Origin of the sequence: Pseudomonas sp. R4-34-07, assembly GCF_003852375.1 — a bacterium.
Lineage (GTDB): Bacteria > Pseudomonadota > Gammaproteobacteria > Pseudomonadales > Pseudomonadaceae > Aquipseudomonas.
Genome location: NZ_CP027760.1, coordinates 883,254 through 905,506, shown reverse-complemented (window position 1 = coordinate 905,506; position 22,253 = coordinate 883,254). Strand labels below are relative to the sequence as shown.

General features: G+C 62.6%; 15 protein-coding genes and 1 pseudogene. 5 read left to right on the top strand and 11 right to left on the bottom strand.

Annotated features, from left to right (window positions below):
* Positions 1-386 precede the first annotated feature (386 nt).
* The gene (locus tag C4J85_RS03950) at positions 387-1,550 is read left to right on the top strand and encodes a type III PLP-dependent enzyme (RefSeq protein ID WP_124361263.1); all 1,164 of its coding nucleotides are present in this window, start codon (positions 387-389) and stop codon (positions 1,548-1,550) included.
* Positions 1,551-1,625: 75 nt separating this feature from the next.
* On the opposite strand, the pseudogene C4J85_RS27620 reads toward C4J85_RS03950, so the two are convergent.
* The 3 genes and pseudogenes from C4J85_RS27620 to C4J85_RS03935 all read right to left on the bottom strand — a co-directional run.
* Positions 1,626-1,706, bottom strand: a pseudogene (locus C4J85_RS27620) (type II toxin-antitoxin system HicB family antitoxin); the annotation flags it as partial.
* A 27-nt stretch (positions 1,707-1,733) separates the two neighbouring features.
* The gene (locus C4J85_RS03940; RefSeq protein WP_124409036.1) at positions 1,734-2,483 is read right to left on the bottom strand and encodes a tetratricopeptide repeat protein; all 750 of its coding nucleotides are present in this window, start codon (positions 2,481-2,483) and stop codon (positions 1,734-1,736) included.
* 1 nt (position 2,484) lies between these two features.
* Entirely contained in the window at positions 2,485-3,165 is a 681-nt protein-coding gene (locus tag C4J85_RS03935) for a Fe2+-dependent dioxygenase (protein ID WP_124406269.1), read from the bottom strand.
* A 205-nt stretch (positions 3,166-3,370) separates the two neighbouring features.
* Here C4J85_RS03935 and C4J85_RS03930 point away from each other — a divergent pair, with 205 nt between their 5' ends.
* Complete coding sequence (locus C4J85_RS03930; RefSeq protein ID WP_124409035.1) at positions 3,371-5,656, top strand: TonB-dependent siderophore receptor; 2,286 nt, start codon at positions 3,371-3,373, stop codon at positions 5,654-5,656.
* A 134-nt stretch (positions 5,657-5,790) separates the two neighbouring features.
* Positions 5,791-8,328: a sulfite reductase flavoprotein subunit alpha gene (locus tag C4J85_RS03925; RefSeq protein ID WP_124409034.1), complete on the top strand. Its 2,538-nt coding sequence runs from the start codon at positions 5,791-5,793 to the stop codon at positions 8,326-8,328.
* 180 nt (positions 8,329-8,508) lie between these two features.
* On the opposite strand, the gene C4J85_RS03920 is transcribed toward C4J85_RS03925, so the two are convergent.
* The 4 genes from C4J85_RS03920 to ptsP all read right to left on the bottom strand — a co-directional run bounded on the left by C4J85_RS03920 (position 8,509) and on the right by ptsP (position 16,248).
* Positions 8,509-10,050 (bottom strand): alkaline phosphatase, encoded by a 1,542-nt coding sequence (locus C4J85_RS03920; protein ID WP_124409033.1) that lies wholly within the window; start codon positions 10,048-10,050, stop codon positions 8,509-8,511.
* A 706-nt stretch (positions 10,051-10,756) separates the two neighbouring features.
* Complete coding sequence (locus tag C4J85_RS03915) at positions 10,757-12,457, bottom strand: PTS fructose-like transporter subunit IIB (protein WP_124365799.1); 1,701 nt, start codon at positions 12,455-12,457, stop codon at positions 10,757-10,759.
* Positions 12,458-12,468: 11 nt separating this feature from the next.
* Positions 12,469-13,389: a 1-phosphofructokinase gene (gene pfkB / locus C4J85_RS03910; protein WP_124409032.1), complete on the bottom strand. Its 921-nt coding sequence runs from the start codon at positions 13,387-13,389 to the stop codon at positions 12,469-12,471.
* Complete coding sequence (gene ptsP / locus C4J85_RS03905; protein WP_124409031.1) at positions 13,390-16,248, bottom strand: phosphoenolpyruvate--protein phosphotransferase; 2,859 nt, start codon at positions 16,246-16,248, stop codon at positions 13,390-13,392. It lies immediately after the preceding gene.
* Positions 16,249-16,542: 294 nt separating this feature from the next.
* Between ptsP and cra the strand changes: the two genes are divergently transcribed.
* Together cra and C4J85_RS03895 are read left to right on the top strand one after the other, a co-directional pair.
* On the top strand, positions 16,543-17,538 hold the full coding sequence (gene cra, locus C4J85_RS03900; RefSeq protein WP_124361254.1) for a catabolite repressor/activator: 996 nt from the start codon (positions 16,543-16,545) through the stop codon (positions 17,536-17,538).
* A gap of 2 nt (positions 17,539-17,540) precedes the next feature.
* Positions 17,541-18,317 (top strand): TatD family hydrolase, encoded by a 777-nt coding sequence (locus tag C4J85_RS03895; RefSeq protein ID WP_124409030.1) that lies wholly within the window; start codon positions 17,541-17,543, stop codon positions 18,315-18,317.
* On the opposite strand, the gene C4J85_RS03890 is transcribed toward C4J85_RS03895, so the two are convergent.
* The 4 genes from C4J85_RS03890 to ampD all read right to left on the bottom strand — a co-directional run bounded on the left by C4J85_RS03890 (position 18,264) and on the right by ampD (position 22,228).
* The gene (locus C4J85_RS03890; RefSeq protein ID WP_124409029.1) at positions 18,264-18,620 is read right to left on the bottom strand and encodes a hypothetical protein; all 357 of its coding nucleotides are present in this window, start codon (positions 18,618-18,620) and stop codon (positions 18,264-18,266) included. The genes C4J85_RS03895 and C4J85_RS03890 overlap by 54 nt on opposite strands.
* A 35-nt stretch (positions 18,621-18,655) precedes the next feature.
* Positions 18,656-20,686: a methyl-accepting chemotaxis protein gene (locus tag C4J85_RS03885; protein ID WP_124409028.1), complete on the bottom strand. Its 2,031-nt coding sequence runs from the start codon at positions 20,684-20,686 to the stop codon at positions 18,656-18,658.
* Positions 20,687-20,831: 145 nt separating this feature from the next.
* Positions 20,832-21,668 (bottom strand): regulatory signaling modulator protein AmpE, encoded by an 837-nt coding sequence (gene ampE / locus C4J85_RS03880; protein ID WP_124409027.1) that lies wholly within the window; start codon positions 21,666-21,668, stop codon positions 20,832-20,834.
* Entirely contained in the window at positions 21,665-22,228 is a 564-nt protein-coding gene (ampD, locus tag C4J85_RS03875; protein WP_124365791.1) for a 1,6-anhydro-N-acetylmuramyl-L-alanine amidase AmpD, read from the bottom strand. The genes ampE and ampD overlap by 4 nt, the downstream gene beginning before the upstream one ends.
* Positions 22,229-22,253 lie beyond the last annotated feature (25 nt).

Here is a 22,253-nt window from a genome sequence, read left to right as displayed (position 1 = left end):
ATCGGGAGCAAGCCCCCTCCCACATTTGGCTCTGCAGGGTGTCAGGGAAATGCACTCAATTCGCCCATCCGGGGAACATCAATCCGTCACACCGGTCGGTTACATAGTAGCTGCACGGGGTCGCGCGACGAACGCGTGCAAAAACGCGACATTTTTAGTTGATCCCACGCCCATCAAGCCCTAAAGTTCGCGCCGAACGTCCATGCTGGAAACGATCCATCCGGCTCAAGTACTGACGACGAGACAGCAAGGCCAAGGGAAGCGTATCCCATGGCCTTTTTGCTTTCGGCGACATGCCTTGGGAAGTAGGCGAACCAAAGTGGGGATACGGAGGACGTTCAGTTGCACCCATTGATTACTACAGTTTGCCCTTAGGAGTTCCCAGCATGTCGATCAACGTCGAAGACTATTTCGCGCGCGCCACGTTTGACAAAATGAAGGCGTTCGCCGACAAGCAAGAAACCCCGTTCGTGGTGATCGACACCGCGATGATCAGCCAGGCCTACGATGACCTGCGCGCCGGTTTCGAATTCGCCAAGGTGTATTACGCGGTCAAGGCCAACCCGGCTGTCGAGATCATCGACCTGTTGAAAGACAAGGGTTCGAGCTTCGATATCGCGTCGATCTACGAGCTGGACAAGGTCATGGACCGCGGCGTCAGCGCCGACCGTATCAGCTACGGCAACACCATCAAGAAATCCAAGGACATTCGCTACTTCTATGAGAAAGGCGTGCGCCTGTTCTCCACCGACTCCGAAGCCGACCTGCGCAACATCGCCAAGGCCGCGCCGGGCTCGAAAGTCTATGTGCGTATCCTCACCGAAGGCTCCACCACGGCTGACTGGCCGTTGTCGCGCAAGTTCGGCTGCCAGACCGACATGGCCATGGACCTGCTGATCCTCGCCCGCGACCTGGGCCTGGTGCCTTACGGCATCTCGTTCCACGTCGGCTCGCAGCAGCGCGACATCAGCGTGTGGGACGCGGCGATCGCCAAGGTCAAGGTGATCTTCGAACGCCTGAAGGAAGAAGACGGCATTCACCTGAAGCTGATCAACATGGGCGGCGGCTTCCCGGCCAACTACATCACCCGCACCAACAGCCTGGAAACCTACGCCGAGGAAATCATCCGTTTCCTCAAGGAAGACTTCGGTGATGAGCTGCCGGAAATCATCCTCGAGCCCGGCCGCTCGTTGATCGCCAACGCCGGCATCCTGGTCAGCGAAGTGGTGCTGGTGGCGCGTAAATCGCGCACCGCCGTCGAGCGTTGGGTGTACACGGACGTGGGCAAATTCTCCGGCCTGATCGAAACCATGGACGAAGCCATCAAGTTCCCGATCTGGACCGAGAAGAAAGGCGAGATGGAAGAAGTGGTCATCGCCGGCCCGACCTGCGACAGCGCCGACATCATGTACGAAAACTACAAGTACGGCCTGCCGCTGAATCTGGCCATTGGTGACCGCATGTACTGGCTGTCGACCGGTGCCTATACCACCAGCTACAGCGCGGTTGAGTTCAATGGGTTTCCGCCGTTGAAGTCGTTTTACGTGTAAGCACGCTGCGTATAAAAAACCCATGACGTGTCATGGGTTTTTTTATGGCTGTCAGGTGGAATGTCGCGCATTGCGTCAGGCAGATAGCTCACGCAGCGCTGCCGTCGCCAGAAAACCTGACCGCGACGCATACCGATGATCCTTCAGCACCCGCTTTTTGTGCCCCGGTCTGGCTCAGATGAGCTAAGAGAGATTGGCAGCGCGTTGTCGAAAGGCTTCAGCCATCGCGCGAATCTGTGGATGGTTGGCCGCTGCCAGCGTCTGGTGTGCTATCCATAAGAACTTGAGATTCCCGCCTGCCAGCGCCTTGTGCAACCACTCCAGTGACGCTTCGATTTGGCCACCGTCTGCCAACACCGCCGCATAACTGAACTGCCCACGAAAATCCCCGGCTTCGGCTGAACGCCGGTACCACTCAACGGCCGCTTCAAAATCCCTCGGGCAATACTGTCCGTCTTCCAGATAACGCCCCACCAGGTTCATCGACTTGGCATGGCCCTGCTCTGCCGCCTGGCGATAAAGCATCAGCGCTTGGGCCTGATCTCGCACAACGCCACGGCCGGTCGCCAACAGGTTGGCATAGTTGTACTGCCCCCAATCCAACCCGGCCTCTGCTGCCAGCCGGTATTCACGCGCAGCCGCCGCCTCATCCACCGTGCAACCCCAACCATGCTCCAGACACCGCCCAATCATATTGCGCGCCATCAAATGCCCGCCCTCGGCGGCAATCCGGAACCAGCGCAACGCCAGTGCTTCATCCCGTGCGATGCCGCGTCCTTCCAGCAGGATCTGCCCGAGCAAGGCCTGGGCATCGACCACGCCTTCCCTGGCTGCGATCAGGATCGCCTGGGCCGCACGCACCGGGGAATCATCAAGCATCGATTGCAGCTGCTCGACGTTGAGCACTTCCTGGCGACGCAATAAAAAGCCCATCTCAGACCTCGACCCAGCGACGCAGCAGGTTGTGATAGGTGCCAGTGAGCTGGATCAGCGCCGGGTGGTCGGGCACGTCGCGGCTCAGTTGCTGGATGGCGCCGTCCATTTCGAACAGCAGGGTGCGCTGGCTGTCTTCGCGCACCAGGCTCTGGGTCCAGAAAAACGAGGCGTAGCGCGCGCCGCGTGTCACCGCGTTGACCTTGTGCAGGCTGGAGCCGGGGTACAGCACCATATCGCCGGCAGGGAGCTTGACGCGCTGCAGGCCGAAGGTGTCCTGGATTTCCAGTTCGCCGCCGTCGTATTCGTCGGGGTCGCTGAAAAACAGCGTGGACGACAGGTCAGTGCGCACGCGCTCGTGGCTGCCTTTGGGTTGGCGCACGGCGTTGTCGATATGGAAGTCGAAACTGCCACCGGCGGTGTAACAGTTGAGCAACGGCGGAAACACCTTGTGCGGTAACGCCGCTGACATAAACAAGGGGTTGCTCCACAAGCGCTCCAGCATCGCCGCGCCGATTTCCTTGGCCAACGGGTGGCCTTCGGGCAATTGCAGGTTGTGCTTGGCCTTGGCCGATTGATGGCCGGCGGTGGCTTTACCGTCGGCCCATTCGGCCGCTTCCAGGGCTTGGCGAATGCGCTGCACTTCCTCGCGCGAGAACAGGCCGGGAATATGCAGCAACATGGGGCAATACCTGCGATCAGAGGGGTGCCAATGGTATTGATTCTTATCCTCTGTGTAAAACATCAAGACGAACGAGACTGTAAAAACCGTAAGCAAAAAGTGTAAAGAATGTAAATTCGATGCGAATAGCAATGTATCGCAATTGATAGAAAGTCTTGTTAGCCCTATATTCCGCGACCTCACATCCTTGGGGAAAGGACACGTCATGTCGCGCATCACACCAACAACCACCGCCAGTTCACCACGCATGCTGGCTTCGGCCATCGGCGTTGCCCTCAGCGCCAGCTCTGCCGCCCACTTGGCGCAGGCGGCTGAGAACACCGAACAACAAGGCGAGCGCAACCCTATCTCCCTCGGCGCCACCAACATTACCGGTCAGGAGCAGGTCACCCCTTCCTATCAGGTAGAAAAAGCCGCTTCGCAGAAATACACCGCACCGCTGGTAGACACACCGCGCTCGGTCACCGTGGTCCCGCAGCAAGTGCTCAAAGACACCGCCGCCGCCTCGCTGCAGGATGCCCTGCGCACCGTACCGGGGATTACTTTCGGCGCCGGTGAAGGCGGCAACCCCCAGGGCGACCGTCCGTTCATCCGTGGTTTCGACGCCCAAGGCGACACCTACCTGGACGGCGTGCGCGATACCGGCGGCCAGAGCCGGGAGATCTTCGACATTGAATCGATCGAAGTCAGCAAGGGCCCCAACTCGTCCTTCGGCGGTCGCGGCTCAGCCGGTGGCAGCCTCAACCTGGTGAGCAAAACCCCACAAGCGCGGGACTTCACTAACGGCGGCTTCACCTACGGCTCCGACCAGACCCGCCGCTACGTGCTCGACGTGAACCGCCAGTTCCTCGACGACAGCGCGGCATTTCGCCTGAACCTGATGAGCCACGAACAAAACGTGGCCGGTCGCGATGCGATCAATTACGACCGTTGGGGTGTGGCGCCGTCGCTGACCTTTGGCCTGGGCACACCGACCCGCGTCAACCTCAGCTACTACCACATGGAAAGCGACGATCTGCCGGATTCGGGAATGCCGTATGGCTACGGTTCGTCGACCGCCACCGCCCACGCGCATGACAAACCCAACGACGGTGGCGACAGCAACAATTTCTATGGCTTGAAGAGCCGCGACTTCCGCAAGACCCGCGCCGACATCAGCACGTTCTCCATCGAGCATGACCTGAACGACAACATGACGCTGAAGAACACCCTGCGCCACGGCAGCACCGGCCAGGACTATGTGCTCACCCAGCCGGATGACAGCAAGCTCAACGTCAACAAATTCGGCACTGTGTGGCGCCGGGCCAACAGCCGCGTGTCCACCACCACCACGACCACCAACCAGACCGACCTGTTCGGCAGCTTCCAGGCGCTGGGCTTCAAGAACACCTACTCCACCGGCCTGGAATTCACCGGTGAAGAAACCCGTGTCAGCGGCTATACCGTCAGCCCCAACGCCAACCCGGTGTGCACCGTGGCAAAAGGCAGCCTGGGTGGTCAGTGCACCTCGCTGAGCAACCCGAACCCGGACGATGCCTGGAACGGCAGCGTCGCGCGCAACTACAACGGCACCAACACCAAGGCCACCAGCCGCGCCGCCTACGTGTTCGACACCATCGAGCTGGATCCGAAATGGCTGCTGAACGTCGGCCTGCGCTACGACACGTTCGATACCGAAGCCAACACCAACGCCACCGCCGGGCGCAGCAAAATCAAGGATGACAGCCAGTTCTTCAACTGGCAGGCGGGCCTGGTGTGGAAGCCGCTGGACAATGGCAGTATCTACGCTTCCTACGCGACGTCGGCCACCCCGGCCGGTGGTCTGGTGGGTGAAGGCGCCGATGGTAACCCGCTGTCAGCCGGTGCCGCCATCAGCGACCTGCAGCCGGAAGAGACGGTCAACTACGAGCTGGGCACCAAGTGGGACCTGTTCCACGACCGCCTGTCCCTGACCGCCGCCGTGTTCCGTACCGAGAAGAAAAACACCCGCGTCCTGGTCGATGCCCTCACCTACGAGAACGCCGGCGAATCACGGGTCGACGGCGTCGAGTTGTCCGCCAGCGGTAAGCTGACCGAGCACTGGCAAGTGTTCGCCGGGTACACCTACCTGGACAGCGAACTGGTCAAATCCGGCCTCAACGGGCGTAACGGCGTGGTGAGCGCCGGTTCCAACACTGGCAACCAGATGCCCAACACGCCGAAGAACTCGTTCAGTCTGTGGACCACCTACGACATCACGCCCAAGCTGACCATCGGCGGCGGCGCCTTCTACGTCGACGAGGTTTACGGCGATGCGGGCAACACGGTGTACGTGCCGTCTTACACCCGCTACGACGCCATGGCCAGCTACAAGCTGACTAAAAACGTCGACCTGCAATTGAACGTGCAGAACCTGACCGACAAAACCTACTACGACAAGGCTTACGCCTCGCACTTCGCCAACCAGGCGGCCGGTCGGACGGCGTTGCTGACCACCAGCTTCCACTTCTAAGCGCAAGCGCGCCAGCACTTGAGCCCCACGCATCGGATGCGTGGGGCTTTTGCATGCTAAACAGAATATTTCTCGATAAGCCACGGCATAATGCGCCCGTGACATTCATAACCAGTTGAGCGAGGCGGTCCGACGTGTTGAAGAAAACCCTGTTCCAGTTGCACTGGTTCTTCGGCGTCACTGCCGGGCTGGTGCTGGCCTTGATGGGGATCACCGGGGCTGCGTACTCCTTCCAGGATGAAATACTGCGGGCGCTGAACCCGCACGTCTTGCGTGTCGAAAAACGCGAAGCCGGGGTGCTGCCGCCCGCCGAACTGGTGCGCAAACTGGAAGCCACCGAAGGCAAGGCCGTGGCGATGCTCTGGGTGGAACGCGACAGCGGCAACGCCGGGCGCGTGTCCTTCACCCCACCACCGGGCGAGCGCCGGGGCCCGCTACGCTACTTCGACCCTTATACCGGCGACTACCTGGGCGATGCCGTCGGCCAGGATGTATTCGGCTTCATCCTGCAGTTGCACCGCTTTTTGGCGGCGGGCGACACCGGGCGCACGATCACCGGCGCCTGCACCCTGATCCTGCTGTTCTTCTGCCTCTCCGGCCTGTACCTGCGCTGGCCGCGCCAGGTGAAGAACTGGCGCGTGTGGTTGACCCTGGACTGGCGTAAAAAAGGCCGCAGCTTCAATTGGGACCTGCACTCGGTGTTCGGCACCTGGTGTCTGCTGTTTTATCTGCTGGCGGCACTGACCGGGCTGTATTGGTCGTACGACTGGTACAACCGTGGCGTGACCCAACTGCTGTCCGATGCGCCGCAGAACGAGCGCACGCTCAAGCGCGGCCCGCCACCGGCTGGCCCTGCGCCCGTGGCCAACTACGTGACCAACTATGAAGCCATCTGGAGCAGCATCTACAGCAACGCGGGGCCTGGCTTGAGCGCCTACAACATCCGTCTGCCGGCCGTCGCCGGGCAACCGGCCACCGTGTATTACCTGCTGGGAGACTCACCCCATGACCGTGCACTGAACCAGATCAACCTGGACCCGGCCACCGGCGAGGTCAAATCCCATGAGCGCTACGCCAGCAAAAGCTATAAGTCGCAGTTGTTGACCAGCGTCTATGCCCTGCACACCGGCAGCTATTGGGGGCTGGCAGGGCGGATCGTGCTCACCCTGAGCGCGTTATGCATGCCGCTGTTCTTCATTACCGGCTGGTTGCTGTACCTCGACCGGCGCCGCAAAAAACGCCAGGTAAGGGACGCACGCAAGGGTCTTGACGCCTACTCCAGCGATGCCCCGGCCTGGTTGATCGGCTTCGCCAGCCAGAGCGGTTTCGCCGAACAATTGGCCTGGCAGACGGCCGGGCAATTGCAGGCAGCAGGTCTGCCGGTCAAGGTGCAGCCCTTGGGCACGCTTAGCCAGCACGACCTGAGCCAGTCGGAAAATGCCTTGTTCGTGGTCAGCACGTTCGGCGACGGCGAAGCCCCCGACAGCGCCCGTGGCTTCGAACGCAGCGTGCTCGGCCAGGACGTGTCCCTCAAGGGCTTGAACTACTCGGTACTGGCCCTGGGTGACCGGCAGTACGAGCACTTTTGCGGCTTTGCCCGGCGCCTGCATTTCTGGCTGACCCACCAGGGCGGCAACCCGCTGTTTGCGCCGGTGGAAGTCGACAGCGGCGATACCGAGGCCTTGCTGACCTGGCAACAGCAGCTCGGCCAGCTCACCGGCCACACGCCGGCAGCGGCCTGGCAAACGGCCCAGTTCGAACACTGGACCCTGCGCCAACGCACCCTGCTCAACCCTGGCAGCGTCGGCGCGCCCGTCTACCTGCTCGGCCTCACACCGCCCTCGCCCCTCAGTTGGCAGGCCGGTGACCTGGTGGAAATCCTGCCGCGCAATAGCCCGCGAGCCGTTGAGCACTTCCTGGCAGGGCTGGGCCTGGCCGGCAGCGAGGGCGTGTTGATAGAAGGCCTGGCGCAAACGCTCAACCAGGCCCTGGCCACGCGCCAACTGCCGGATAACCGCACCCACTTGGTCGGCCTGCATGCCCAGGCACTGGTCGATGCGCTGATACCGCTGGGCCTGCGTGAATATTCGATCGCCTCGATTGCCAGCGACGGTGTGCTGGAGCTGATCGTGCGCCAGGAACGCCACCCGGATGGCAGCCTGGGCCTGGGTTCCGGCTGGCTGACTGAACACGCCGCCATTGGCGCGGGCATCAGCCTGCGCCTGCGGCGCAACAGCGGTTTCCATCTGCCCGAAGCGCCGGTGCCGCTGATCCTGCTGGGCAACGGCACGGGCCTGGCTGGCCTGCGCAGCTTGCTCAAGGCGCGCATCGCCGGCGGTCTGCAGCGTAACTGGCTGCTGTTCGGCGAACGCCATATCGCCCACGACTACCTGTGCCAGGCAGAACTGCAAGGCTGGCTGGCCAGTGGTGATCTGGCCCTGCTGGACCTGGCGTTCTCGCGGGACCAGGAGGAGAAAATCTACGTGCAGGACCGCCTGCGTGAATCGGCGGACGTGTTGTGCAAATGGCTGGCCGAGGGCGCAGCGATTTATGTGTGCGGCAGCTTGCAGGGGATGGCGACGGGGGTGGATCAGGCGCTGGTGGATATCCTCGGCAGTGAAACGGTGGAGCGCCTGATCGAGCAAGGCCGCTATCGCCGGGATGTGTACTGATCCCTCACAGACACTGAAGATCAAATGTGGGAGGGGGAAGGCTTTTTGTAGGAGCGAGCTTGCTCGCGAAAAACTCACAGGCACCGTGTTCATTCAGAAAACACGCGTTATCGTTGACGTTTTTCGCGAGCAAGCTCGCTCCTACAGATTGGCATTAGGGCAAGCCCCCTCCCACAGTTTTCAGACGGGTTGCAGTTTTTGCTCGAACACCGAGACTCCGTCCAAGTCCCGGAGGATCACCGTCAACTCCGCCGTCTGCCCATCAATCTGCACCTCGCCAAAAAACTGAAACCCGGCAAACGGCGAGGTGTTTTGCGCTGGCGGTGCCTTCTCGAACACCACCTCTGGCCCAAAGGTCTTATCCAGCGGATTCGGCCCGAAGCTGCCTGCATTCAACGGCCCCGCGACAAACTCCCAGAACGGTTCGAAATCCTGGAACGCCGCCCGATCCGGGTGGTAGTGATGCGCGGCGCAATAGTGCACATCAGCGGTCAGCCATATATGGTTACGCACCTGGTGTGCGCGCAGGAAGCCCAGCAGCTCGGCAATTTCCAGCTCACGCCCCTGGGCCGGGCCGGGATCACCGTTGGCGATCGCTTCCCAGCGCGGCACGCCAGGGCTGACTTCACCATCCGGCACACCCAGGCCGATGGGCATGTCGGCCGCGACCACTTTCCACTGCGCCTGGGAGGCCTTGAGTTCGCGCTTGAGCCAGTCCAACTGGTCGCGCCCCAGGAAGGGTTTTGCGCCGCCCAGGTTGTCGTCGTTGGGGCCGCGATAGCTGCGCATGTCCAGCACAAACACATCCAGCAGCGGCCCATAGCTGAGCTTGCGATAAATCCGCCCGCCGCCGTCGGCGCTTTGCCGGCGCATCGGTGAATATTCCAGCCAGGCCTGGCGCGCGCGGCCGACCAGGGTATTGATGTCGCGGGTCTGGTAGCGCTCGTCCAACTGCTTGCTTGATGACCAGTTGTTGATCACCTCGTGGTCGTCCCACTGCCAGATCTGCGGCACCTCGGCATTGAAGCGCCGCACGTTTTCATCCATCAAGTTGTAGCGGTAATTGCCGCGATATTCTTCGAGAGTTTCGGCAACCTTGCTCTTGGCCTCGGTGGTGATATTGCGCCAGATGCGCCCGCCCTCAGTGACCAGTTGCGCCGGCACCGGGCCGTCGGCGTAGATGGTGTCACCGCTGTGGATAAAGAAGTCCGGCAGGCGCAGGCGCATGGCTTCGTAGATGCGCATGCCGCCGATGTCCGGGTTGATACCGAAACCCTGGCCGACGGTGTCGCCGCTCCACACAAAGCGGATGTCGCGACGCTGTTGCGGCACGCTGCGCAAGTGGCCGAACCACGGCTCGCTGGCGATGCCGGTCTGGGCGTCTTCGAAATGCACGCGGTAGAAAATCGCCTGGTCGGCGGGCAGCCCGGTGAGTTCGACGCGGGCCGTAAAATCGCTGCGGTTATCGGCCAGGGGCGAGACGAACCGACGTGGGTTGCTGAACAGACTGCGGGTGTCCCACTCCACCACCATCCGCGCCGGGCGGTCGCTGCGGCTCCAGATCATCGCGCGGTCGCCCAGCAGATCACCGGACTGCACGCCATCGGTGAGCAGCGGACGGTCCTTTACCGACGCAATCACCGCCGGCGCCAGGCCCGGCAACAGCAGGCCGGCGCCGACAGCTTGCATCACGCGGCGACGGCCGAGATCGAAGTGGCTCATGCAGGTGCCCTCTTGAGTATCAAAAGGCCAACTTAAGCATGATGGGATGAAGCAGATATGACACCGCCCTCACAGACACTGAAGATCCAAATGTGGGAGGGGGCTTGCTCCCGATGGCGGCCTGACAGCCGACCGAGATGCTGGATCAGAGCGAGTACATATCCGTTGCTGCGGTAACGGCTGCTATGGGTTCCGCCCTTACGGCGTCTCACTTTTGAAAAGCGCAAAAGTAAGCAAAACGCTCTTGCCCCACCACTCGGCACCTCGCCTAGGCTCGGTGTGCCCGTAATCCGACATTGATTTGGGGGGCCGCCGCCACGCGCCATCCATGGCGCGGGGCGGCTAAACCGGCATCCCTGCCGGTTTACCCCCCAAATCACTATCGGATTACGGCCAGCGTGGTTTAACGGGGCGCCTAGATCAAGAGCAAGATCAAGAGCGGCTCGCTTCGCATCGTGGTTACCGTGGCGGCTACAAAGTTGTGTAGATGCCTATGGCTATCGGGGGCAAGCCCTAATGCCAGTCAGTTAAGCGTACACCGCCGTCTGTAGGAGCGAGCTTGCTCGCGAAAAACGTCAACGATAACGCGTGCTTTCTGAATGAACGCGGTGCCTGTGAGTTTTTCGCGAGCAAGGGCTAGCCGCCCGCCTCGTTCCTACAAAAAGCCTTAACTGACTGGCATTAGGGCTTGCCCCCTCCCACATTTTTAGCCCGCCGCCAACTCCGCCGCTTCCGGCCGCTTGATCAGCGCATACACCAACCCGGTCAGCACACTGCCGGCCACAATCGCCAGCAGGTACAGCAGCGCATGATTCATCGCGTTCGGAATCACCAGCACAAACAAGCCGCCGTGGGGCGCGGCCAGTTTGCACCCGAAGTACATCGACAGCGCCCCCGTCAGCGCGCCGCCGGCAATGCTGGCCGGGATCACCCGCAACGGGTCTTTGGCCGCAAACGGGATGGCCCCTTCGGAGATAAAACACAGGCCGAGAATCATCGCAGCCTTGCCGGCTTCGCGTTCGGTCTGGGCGAACTTGCGGCGGGCCAGGAAGGTCGCGATGCCCATGCCAATCGGCGGCACCATGCCGGCCGCCATGGTCGCGGCCATCGGCGCGCCGCTCGACGCCGCCAGCAGGCCGACGGAAAACGCATACGCCGCCTTGTTGATCGGCCCGCCCAGATCCACACACATCATGCCGCCCAACAGGATGCCCAACAGCACCGCGTTGGTGGTGCCCATGGTGCTGAGAAAATCCGTCAGCCCGGTCAGCAAGCGTGCCACCGGAGGGCCGACCAGATAGATCATCGCAAGGCCGGTGAACAAACTTGCCAGCAACGGGATGATCAGAATCGGCTTGAGGGCCTCCAGGCTTTGCGGCAAGCGCACCGCGCGTGAGATCAGCTTGACGCTGTAGCCGGCGAGGAAACCGGCGAAGATCCCGCCAATGAACCCGGCGCCCAGGGTGCCCGCGAGCAACCCGCCGATCATGCCCGGCGCCAGGCCGGGGCGGTCGGCAATCGAGTAGGCGATGTAGCCCGCCAGCAACGGCACCATCAGCATGAATGCCTGGTCGCCGACGGTTTTCAGCGCCGCCGCCAAGGTGCCCTTCTCTTCAAAGGCGTGGATGCCGAACACGAAGGACAAGGCGATCAACAGACCGCCCGCCACCACCATCGGCAACATGAACGACACCCCGGTGAGCAGGTGTTTGTACACGCCGGTTTTTTCCGACTTGGCCACCGCACCGCTGGCCGCGCTTTCCACCGCGCCCTCGGCCAGCGCCTTGTTGAGCGTGGCTTCCGATTGCTTGAGGGCAATGCCGGTGCCGCAGCGGTAGATCTTCTTGCCGGCGAAGCGCTCGGTGGCGACTTCGATATCCGCCGCCAGCAGCACCACGTCGGCGTTGGCGATGGCCTCAGGCGTCAATGGCGTGCGCGCACCGACCGAGCCCTGGGTCTCGACCTGCAAGTCGTAGCCCAGGCGCTTGGCGGTCTGCTGCAAGGCCTCGGCGGCCATGAACGTATGGGCCACGCCGGTGGGGCAAGCGGTAATCGCGACAATGCGCGGGACATTCCCGACCGGCGCCTCGGTCGCCACATACACCTGCGCCTCCTCGGCGCCCCGGCGCAGCACCGCGTCGACATCCGCCAACGCCTGGGCCGGCGTGCTCTGGAACACGCGCTTGCCGACAAAACGGTGCATATCCACCGGCGTGCTGCTGACCAGCAACACCCATTCGGCGTCATCGAGGGTCGCCTGGGACAGCTGGCTGTCCGGGCGTTGCACGTCCACCACTTCGACACTGGTGCTCCAGCCCTGGCGCTGTGCGGCGGCGTCCAGCAAACGAGCGCACAGCACACTGGTAACCATGCCGTTCGGGCAGGCGGTAACAATGGCTAACTTCATCACAAACCCTCTTATTGTTCTGTCAGCGCGTGTACATCGACACTGCTTTCAAGGCGCGCCAACTGCGCGTCATCGCTGATGCCGAAACCGATTTGCGTCACCGCCATCGCGGCAATCGCCGTGGCGCGGCGCAGGGTCTGCTCAGGCGCTTCGTCGCGCAGCAGGCCGTGGAGCATGCCGGCCAGCAGCGAATCGCCGGCGCCTACGGTGCTGGCAACCGTCACCTTGGGCGGCGTGGCCTGCAGGGTCGCGCCCGCGCTGTACCAGTTCACGCCGGCAGCACCGTCCGAGACCACCACATGCTCGACGCCCTGTTGATGCAGCTGGCTGATGGCATCGGTGGCGTTGTCCAGCGCTTCGGCGAGCTCTTCAGTATTGGGTTTGACCATCCACGGGCCCGCCCTCAAACCGGCGCGCAAGGCTTCGCCGCTGGTGTCCAAGGCGACTTTCAAACCGAGGCCTTTCAATTGCTCGAGCATGTGCTGAAACCATTGCGCGGTGACGCCACGCGGCAAGCTGCCGGCGACCACCACCGCGTCGAAGCCTGGCGCGATCCGCGCCAGTTTTTCGAGCAGCGCGTTCTGCGCCTGCACTGACACCTCAGGCCCCGGTGCGTTGATATCGGTGACGCGGCCATCGTGCTCGGCAATCTTGATGTTGCTGCGGGTGTCACCGGGCACGCGAACAAACGCGTCGGTAAAGCCACGTTGTGCAATCAGCGCCTCGAAGGCCTGCGGGTTGCCTTCACCCAGGAAGCCGCTCACGGTCAGCTCATGGCCCAGATCGGCCAGCACCTGCGCCACGTTCACGCCCTTGCCGGCGGCATGGGTGAGCAGGGTTTCACTGCGGTTGACTGCGCCGGGCGCCAGGTGCGCCAAGCGCACCGTCAGGTCCAACGCCGGGTTCAGCGTCAGGGTCAGAATCTTTGCCATCTACACGGCCTCCACAAGGGCACGCACTTCGGCGGGCGAACCCACCGCCAGTGCTTTTTGCGCCAGGCCCTGGGCCTCGCTCAAGCTGAATTCGCGCACGCGCGCCTTCACTTCGGGAATGCTGCGCGCCGACACGCTCAACTCATCCACCCCCAAGCCGACCAACACCGGCACCGCCAGCGGGTCGGCCGCCAACTCGCCGCACACGCCGACCCATTTGCCATGGGCATGGGCGGCGCGCACGGTGATGTCGATCAATTGCAGGACGGCCGGATGCAGGCCGTCGGCCTGGGCCGACAAGGTCGGGTGGCCACGGTCGATGGCCAGGGTGTATTGGGTCAGGTCGTTGGTGCCGACGCTGAAAAAGTCGACTTCCTTGGCGAGTACCGGTGCCAGCAGCGCGGCCGAAGGGACTTCGATCATGATCCCCAGTTGCAGGTCGGCCACCGGGATTTCCAGGCGCAGGCGCTCGGTCATATCCCGGGCGGCGCGCCATTCATCCACGCTGCCGACCATGGGAAACATGATGCGCAACGGCCGGTTGTCCGCCGAGCGTAACAACGCACGCAATTGCGCTTCCATGATCTGCGGGCGCTGCAAGGTCAGGCGAATACCGCGCACACCGAGGAAGGGATTTTCTTCTTCGGCGATCGGCCAGTACGGCAGCGGTTTATCGCCGCCCACGTCGAGGGTCCGCACCACCAGCGGACGCCCGTCGAGGCCGTCGAGCACGCGACGGTATTCGGCTTCCTGGGTGGCCTCGTCCGGCGCTTGCGGGTGGGCCATGAAAATCAGTTCAGTGCGCAACAGCCCGATGCCCTCGGCGCCCTGTTCCACCGCAGCGGCAACCCCGGCGCTTTCGCCGATATTGGCGAACACTTCCACCGCGTGGCCGTCGCGGGTCAGCGCCGGTTCATGGCGTTGCGCCGAGGCGGCTTGCAGGCGTTGTTCGCGGGTGTCGCGCTCGACTGTCGCGCGCTGCAGGGTGGCGGCGTCGGGGTCGACATGCAGGCGGCCGCGCTGGCCGTCGAGCAATAAAGGTGTACCGGCGCCAAGCAGCAACACCGCCGCCCCGGCGCCGACCAGCGCGGGAATGCCCAGGGCGCGAGCGACGATGGCGCTGTGGGCCGTAGCGCCACCACGGGCCGTGAGGATGCCGGCAACACGGGCCGGGTCCAGGCGCGCGACGTCCGAAGGGCCGACTTCGTCCATTACCAGGATGTAGGGCTCATTAGGTTCCTGAGCGGTGTCGACGCCGCACAGTTGCGCCAATACGCGGCGACCAATATCGCGCAGGTCAGCGGCGCGTTCGGCGAGCAAGGCGTCCTGCAACGATTCCTGCTGCTTGGCGGCGGCTTCAATCACGCTCATCCACGCGGCTTCGGCGCTTTCGCCTTGCTTGAGACGGGTGTCGACTTCGTCGGTGAGTTCCGGGTCGTCGAGCATTTCCTGGTGGGTGATGAAAATCTCGCGGATGGCCTTGGATTGGCTGCGTTCGATCAGGCCTTCGATATCGCGACGCACATCACTCAGCGCGGCGAGCAGACGCTGGCGTTCAACGGCGCAGGTTTCACCGCGCAACGGGTAGTCGAACACCTGTTGCACCTGGATATGCGCGGGGCCGATGGCGATACCGGGCGCGGCGGCAATTGCCTGGATCTGGCTGCCGGGCAGCGGCGCGCTGATGACCGGTTCGATGTCGACGGTGACGGGCTGGGCGCTGACCGTCGGCAACGGCTCGACTTCTTCGCCCAGGCCTTCTTCAATGGCAGCCAACAGCGCCGGCAGCGCATCGCCCGCGATCGTCGGCTCGGCGACAAATTCCAGCACCTGGCCACGCCGCGCGCCGAGGCTCAGCAACTTGCTCAGGCTTTTGACTGATACGGCGCCGACCGGGCCGTCGACAATGCGCACGCGGATATCGCCGTCAAACTGCTTGGCCAGTTGCGCCAGGATCTTCGCCGGACGCGCGTGCAGGCCGTGGGCGTTGGCCAGGGTGACGCGGGCGCTGGGCCAGTCGGGCGGCAGCTCGCCACCCAGCACTTCAAGCACGGCGCGACTGCTGGTGGCGCGGCCCAATTCCTGGCCGCGCCCTTCGATCAGCAAGGCGCACAGGCGCTCAAGCAGCGCCTGATGCGCTTCGCCCAGGCTGGCCAGGCAGAACAGGCCATTAAGCGGCTGGCCCAGGTAGCGCATGGGTTTATCCGGCGTGACGAATGCCAGGCCCGGGCGCTTGACCGTCTGTTCGCTGTGCAGCCACCACAGGCCATCCCCCAGGGGCAGCGCATCGACTTGCTGCAACACGGCGGCAAAGCCGTTGCTCACGCAATCGGCCTGGCGCAACAGGCGCGCGCCGCGCCACACCAATTCCTCGAAATCATCGGCCGATACGCCCAGGCTGATCATCTGTGCATCCAGCGCCAGTTCCTGCGGCGCGCCTTGCAACAATTTCAGCAAGACCTCGGCGGAACCGGCACGGCGCAGTGCCTGGCCGAGGTCGGTTTCACCCAGGGCGCGGGTCAGCAGTTGCAGCAGGCGCAGGTGTTCATCGGATTTGGCGGCGATGCCGATGGCCAAATAGACGACCTGGCCATCGCCCCAGTCCACGCCTTCGGGAAACTGCAACAGGCGCACGCCGGTGGAAAACACCTGATCGCGAGTTTCCGGGGTGCCGTGGGGAATGGCGATGCCTTGGCCGAGAAAGGTCGAGCCTTGGGCTTCACGGGCTTGTAAGCCACTGAGATAACCTTCGGCGACCAGGCCATCGGCCACCAGTTTTTCAGCGAGCAGGTGCAAGGCAGCAGATTTATCCACCGCCACCTGGCCCATGGATATCTGCTCTACAGTGAGCTCGAGCATGCCGTTCTCCTAGTTAGTGCGAGGTGCGCACTAGGTATTGTTTTGAATAAATCAGCTTAGCGGTGTTCGGAAACAACTGACTGAGCAGTCAATTGGCAGTAGCTACTCAGTGGCGAACATCGTAAAAATACGCTTGCTGAAACGTTTAATCTAGAATTTATGGCAGATTACGCGTTAATTGCGCAAGCTTGAAGGGCCACTCGGCGCCTGCTGTGGCACATTGGCCACAGGCTGGAATCGGTTAGGATTGAACAAAATGTCGGGGCACGCTCTAAAAAACAAGGAAATCCCGGTTTGAAACTCAGTGATATCGCACGTCTGGCCGGTGTGTCCGTGACCACCGCCAGCTATGTCATCAATGGCAAGGCCGAACAACAGCGCATCAGTCACGCGACTGTCGAGCGAGTGCGGGCCGTGGTCCAGGCCCATGGTTTTACGCCTAACCCACAAGCCGCCGGATTGCGCAGCCGGCACACACGCACCTTGGGCTTTATCCTGCCGGATCTGGAAAACCCCAGTTACGCACGTATTGCCAAGTTGCTTGAACAGGGGGCGCGGGCGCGCGGCTATCAATTGCTGATCGCCAGCTCCGATGACGAGGCCGACAGCGAGCGCCAACTGCTGCAACTGTTCCGCGCGCGGCGTTGCGATGCCTTGTTCGTCGCCAGTTGCTTGCCGGCCAGCGATGACAGCTATCGCGAGCTGCAGGCCAAAGGCTTGCCGGTGATCGCCATCGACCGGGTCATGGAGCCCAGCGAGTTCTGCTCGGTGGTCAGCGATGACCGCCAAGCCTGCCAGCAACTCACCAGCAGCCTGCTGCAACCGTTGCCCAAGCAAATCGCGCTGATCGGCGCGCGCCCGGAGCTGAGCATCAGCCAGGAACGCGCCGCGGGTTTTCGTGAAGCCCTGCACGGTTTTACTGGTGAGGTGATCATCGAACAGGGCGAAGCCTTCAGCCGAGACTGCGGGCGACAGCTGATGGAGCAATTACTGCAACGCCTGGGGCACTTGCCTGACGCCCTGGTGACCACGTCCTACGTACTGCTGCAAGGCGTGTTCGATGCACTGCACGACGTGCCACTCAAGTCACGGCCACTGCGCCTGGGCACCTTTGGCGATACTCAGTTGCTGGACTTCCTGCCGCTGCCGGTCAACGCCATGGCCCAGCAGCATCAACTGATCGCCGACACCGCCCTGCGCCTGGCGCTGGCCGCCATTGAAGAAGAACACTACCAGCCCGGCGTGCACGGGATCAGCCGCACCTTCAAGCAGCGCATTCACGAGGCCTGAGCGTGGAGCTGATCGACACCCACACCCACCTGGACTTTGCGGACTTCGATGGCGATCGCCACGAAGTCCTCGCCCGCAGCCGCGATCAGGGTGTGAGGCGCATGGTGCTGCTCGGTGTTTATCAGAAAAATTGGCAAAGGTTGTGGGATCTGGTGCTGGAGGATGAAGGCTTGTTCGCCGCCTTCGGCCTGCACCCGGTGTATCTCGATGAGCATCGCCCCGCCGACCTGTTGGAGTTGGGCGACTGGCTGACGCGACTGCAGGGCCATCGGCAGCTATGCGCCGTGGGTGAAATCGGCCTGGATTACTTTCTGGAGCACCTGGACCGCGAGCGCCAGCAAGCGCTGTTTGAGGCCCAGCTGCAACTGGCGGTGGACGTTCAACTGCCGGCCTTGCTGCATGTACGCCGCAGTCACGCGGCAGTGATCGCCACGCTCAAGCGCATCCGCCTACCGCGTGGCGGCATCATTCATGCGTTCGCCGGCAGCCAGGAAGAAGCCCGCGAGTACATCAAGCTCGGCTTCAAGCTCGGCTTGGGCGGCGCCGCCACCTGGCCGCAGGCCCTGCGCATGCACAAGGTGCTGGCCCAATTGCCCCTGGAAGCCGTGGTGCTGGAGACCGACGCCCCGGATATGGCCCCGGCCATGTACCCGGGCCAGCGCAACAGCCCCGCGCACTTGCCGGCTATCTGCCACGCCCTGGCCGAACGGATGGGTATCAGCGCTTCACGGCTGGCTGAGGCGAGCACACGCAACGCGTGCGAGTTGTTCAATTGGTAGCGGGCTGACGGCTTGCAGGTTCAAGGTCATCCTTTGTCGAGGACGGGCGTAGCGCAGCACCAGGCAATGGATCAACAGCGTCGTCAGGGAAATATTGAACTGCCCGATCACCGTGAGTAACCCCAGCCATTCAGCAAACAGTGCCGCCAGCAAGGTCACGCATGTCAGCATGATCATGCTCGGCCGCACCCGCGCCCATTGGTCCAGGGCGCGGAATTGGCGCAGCTGTTTCTGGCAACACAGCTGCAGGCACGCGTGGCAATACGTACAGATAAAGGGTTCGTCGATGGCAATGGCGTTCAGTCACGCCAGACAGCATCAAATCCGAACGAAAATTCCTACACGCGAAACGCGCCAATCAATTGCTTCAACTGCGTCACCTGCTGCGACAACTGGCGGCTGGCCGCTTCGGTCTGGTCGGCGCCCTGCGCCGCGTGTTCTCCCGCACGATGAATGGCGACGATATTCTGGTCGATCTCATGGGCGACGGCCGTTTGCTGCTCCACGGCGGCGGCGATCTGCTGGTTTTGATCGACGATCATTCCTACCGCACCAAGGATGTTTTCCAAAGCCTGCTGGACTTTTTCCGACTGCCCCACCGTGCCACTGGCTGTGTCATGGCTGGCGCCCATGGCCTTGACCGCTGCGCCGACGCCGCTGTGCAGGCGCCCGATCATCTGCTCGATTTCTTCGGTGGACTGCTGGGTACGCTGGGCCAGCGTACGCACCTCATCGGCCACCACCGCAAAACCACGCCCCTGCTCACCTGCGCGCGCGGCCTCGATAGCCGCGTTGAGCGCCAGCAAGTTGGTTTGCGCGGCGATGCTTTTGATGACTTCCAGGACGCTGCTGATGGCCTGGCTGTCGGCCGCCAACTGGTTGATCACCCGCACCGACTCATCGATCTCCGTGGCCAGGCGCGCGATGCTGCCTTGCTGGGATTGCACCAGCCCACGGCCGCTGACGGTTTCATCGTTGACACTGCGGGCGCTGCCGACGGCGGCTGCGGCGCTGCGCGCGACCTCCTGCGCAGTGGACGACATCTGGTTCATCGCGGTTGCCACTTGCTCGATCTGGCTGCGTTGGCCGGCCACTGCCTGGTTGCTCTGCGCCGACACCGTTTGTACCTGCCCGGCTTGCAGCTCGACCTGGGCGACCGTGTGCCCGACGCGTTCGATCAAGTCGTGGATCTTGGCCACGGTGCCATTGAATACCTGGCCCAGGTCCCCCAGCTCATCGCGACTGTCGGCAACGAAGGTGACTGTCATATCGCCCGCCGCCACCTTGTCCATCATCGCCCCGAGGCTGCGCAAGGTCATGCGCGTGGACGCATAGAAGCCCGCGTATAAATAGAAAATCAGCGCAAACACCGCCGCCAGCGCCGTGACCAGCAGCAGCATGTGCAGGCGCTTTTGTGCCAGGCGTTGCTCCAGTTGCTGCTTGAGGAATGCCAGGGTGGCGTCATCCAGTTGATAGGTCTTGGCCATCAGTTGGCTGACGCCGTCGTAAAAGCCCTGCCACGGTGTGTCGAGGGTTTCAGCCACCACCACTTGTTCTTCGAACAACTCCGCACCCTGCTTGAGGCTGGCCCGGCTGGCTTGCGCCGCAGTATCGAGCGCTGCCTGCGCGGCATGACTGGCGCCAAGCGCATCCTGCAGCTTCAAGGCATATTCGCCCTGGAGTTTTTCCAGCTGCTGCAGCAGTTCGTCGAAGCGTGTGCTGGAGGATGAATTGATAAAACCCTGGCCGAGGGAATACGCGCCCATCGCCCGGCCCTCCCCCAGCAGCTGAGTGACTTGTGGAGTGACGGCGGTGATCAGGTCGCTGAGCTGACGCAGATCGCTCTGGGGATCACGGCTCAAGCCGGATTGACTGGCAATGATCTGGCTGAGTATCTGGGCCTGGTTGAGCAATTTGCCGATCAACGCACTTTTGTTGAGCAGTGAGGTTTCCTGTTGCTGAGCCTTGAATGCGGCAATCAGTTCGTCACGCTTGGTGTCGAAGGCCGCAACCTGCTCAGGCTGGGTAGCCATCGCGCTGAGCCCCTGCACACGGCTGAGCACGCTCTGCTCCACGGCAGCGATCCTGGCTTCCAGGTCGCCGGCCTTGCCGGACTGGCCGAGGGTCGTATTAATCTGCACCTGGTTATTGAGCGCCTCCAGCTCGCGACGCACTATCAGGCTGCTGCCGAGTAGATCGAGGCTTTGCAGTTCGATGCGGGTGCCCTGGAATTCAGCCCAGGCGTCACGCACCAGAAAGTAATTGGTCGCCAGCATCGGCAGCAGGAACAGCACGCTGATCAGACTGAATTTCATGCCGAAACTCAGGCGATTCATCAACGCGACGGCGGGATAGAGCAAGCGCTTCACGGGTGATCCCCCTTTCTTTTATTTTTATTGAGGCGCAGGGCGGCGGCAGATAGCCACTATTTGGCGCTCTGTCTGTATAGCTCAATTTCAAAGGGAGTTTTGTAACGTAAGGTTAACGGCAGGGGGTTAACCCCTGCCGAGTGGCTCAGGGCAACACAGTCCAGATGGCAAAGCCGGCATACCACAGCACCGCCGCACGCAGCAGCAGTTCCCACAGGCGATCAAGGCTGTTGATGCCCTCGGCGCCCACCGCTGGCGGCGGTATTTCTGCGGCGGCCAGGCCGACTTTTTCCACCAACTGTGCTGCGCTGATATCCCAGTTCAGCAGCTCGTGGAGCATCACCCGACTGACCCCGACGAAATTGCCCACCAGGGCAAAGCTCGCCGCCAGCAGGCGCACCGGCAGCCAGTCGAAGGCATGACGCAATTGCGTGGCGCGCTCGGCCACCAGCGGGTTCCGGCTGTGCTCACTGGCCAGCGCCAGCAGGCGGTAGGCCAGAGCGGCCACCGGGCCCAACAGGAAATACCAGAAAATCACTGCGAAAAAGCTCTGGTAGGCCTGCCACAGCAAATAGCCCTGAACCCGCTCGAGCAACTGCTCGCCGTTGTCGGCACCCAGCGTCAGGTCACGCTCGGCCACATGCTCGGCGGCTTGCAGATCGCCCCGCCGCCAGGCATCACGAAACGGCCCCAGCGCGGCCAGCAGATCGCCACGGCCCAGGCTGTAGATCACCACCAGGACGTGCACCGGCAACGCCAACAAGCCATAGGCCACGGGTTCCAGCACCAACAGCAGCAAGCCCAGCAAGGCCACGGGCAGCACCACCAGCACCAGCAGGATCAGCCAGGGCCGCGTCCCCATGCGCGGGCTCGATTCAAGCTTGGCCAGCTCACGCAGCCAGCCGCCGTCGCGCTGCAACCGCTGGCGCAAGGCCGAGAACTTCTCGATCCACACCGCCAGCACCAGCACCAGGAAACTCATTGTTTATGTCCTCCATCCTGCAGCGCGCCGCGAAAGCGCATCCAATCAAAAGCCGGGCCCGGGTCGGTTTTGCGGCCGGGTGCGATGTCGCTGTGACCGCAGATACGCTGGGCAGTGATCCCAGGGTAGGCTGCGAGCAACTGGCGCGTCAGGTCAATCAGCGCCGCGTATTGGGCATCGGTGAATGGCAGCTCGTCGGTGCCTTCCAGCTCGATCCCCAGGGAGAAGTCATTACACACTTCACGCCCATCAAAGCTGGACACGCCTGCATGCCAGGCCCGGTCGCGGCACGCGACAAATTGCGTGACCGTGCCGTCGCGCTCAATCAGAAAATGCGCAGACACCCGTAGGCTGGCAATGCCTTCAAAGTAGGGGTGTTCCGAGACATCCAGGCGGTTCTGGAAAAACTCCTGCACTTTGCCCGTGGCGAACTGCGCCGGGGGCAGGCTGATGTTATGTATCACCAACAGCGATATCTCGCCGGCCGGGCGCTCGTTGAAGTTGGGCGAAGGGCAATGGCGAATGCCCTCGAACCAACCGCTGACGGGGTCCAACTGCATACAGGCTCCTTGAATGAGACGAAGT

Bases quoted from the DNA above. Each gene is read 5' to 3' on its own strand.
- C4J85_RS03950 (WP_124361263.1), top strand. From the start codon at position 387: ATGTCGATCAACGTCGAAGACTATTTCGCGCGCGCCACGTTTGACAAA.
- C4J85_RS03940 (WP_124409036.1), bottom strand. From the start codon at position 2,483: ATGGGCTTTTTATTGCGTCGCCAGGAAGTGCTCAACGTCGAGCAGCTG.
- C4J85_RS03935 (WP_124406269.1), bottom strand. From the start codon at position 3,165: ATGTTGCTGCATATTCCCGGCCTGTTCTCGCGCGAGGAAGTGCAGCGC.
- C4J85_RS03930 (WP_124409035.1), top strand. From the start codon at position 3,371: ATGTCGCGCATCACACCAACAACCACCGCCAGTTCACCACGCATGCTG.
- C4J85_RS03920 (WP_124409033.1), bottom strand. From the start codon at position 10,050: ATGAGCCACTTCGATCTCGGCCGTCGCCGCGTGATGCAAGCTGTCGGC.
- C4J85_RS03915 (WP_124365799.1), bottom strand. From the start codon at position 12,457: ATGAAGTTAGCCATTGTTACCGCCTGCCCGAACGGCATGGTTACCAGT.
- pfkB (WP_124409032.1), bottom strand. From the start codon at position 13,389: ATGGCAAAGATTCTGACCCTGACGCTGAACCCGGCGTTGGACCTGACG.
- ptsP (WP_124409031.1), bottom strand. From the start codon at position 16,248: ATGCTCGAGCTCACTGTAGAGCAGATATCCATGGGCCAGGTGGCGGTG.
- ampE (WP_124409027.1), bottom strand. From the start codon at position 21,668: ATGAGTTTCCTGGTGCTGGTGCTGGCGGTGTGGATCGAGAAGTTCTCG.
- ampD (WP_124365791.1), bottom strand. From the start codon at position 22,228: ATGCAGTTGGACCCCGTCAGCGGTTGGTTCGAGGGCATTCGCCATTGC.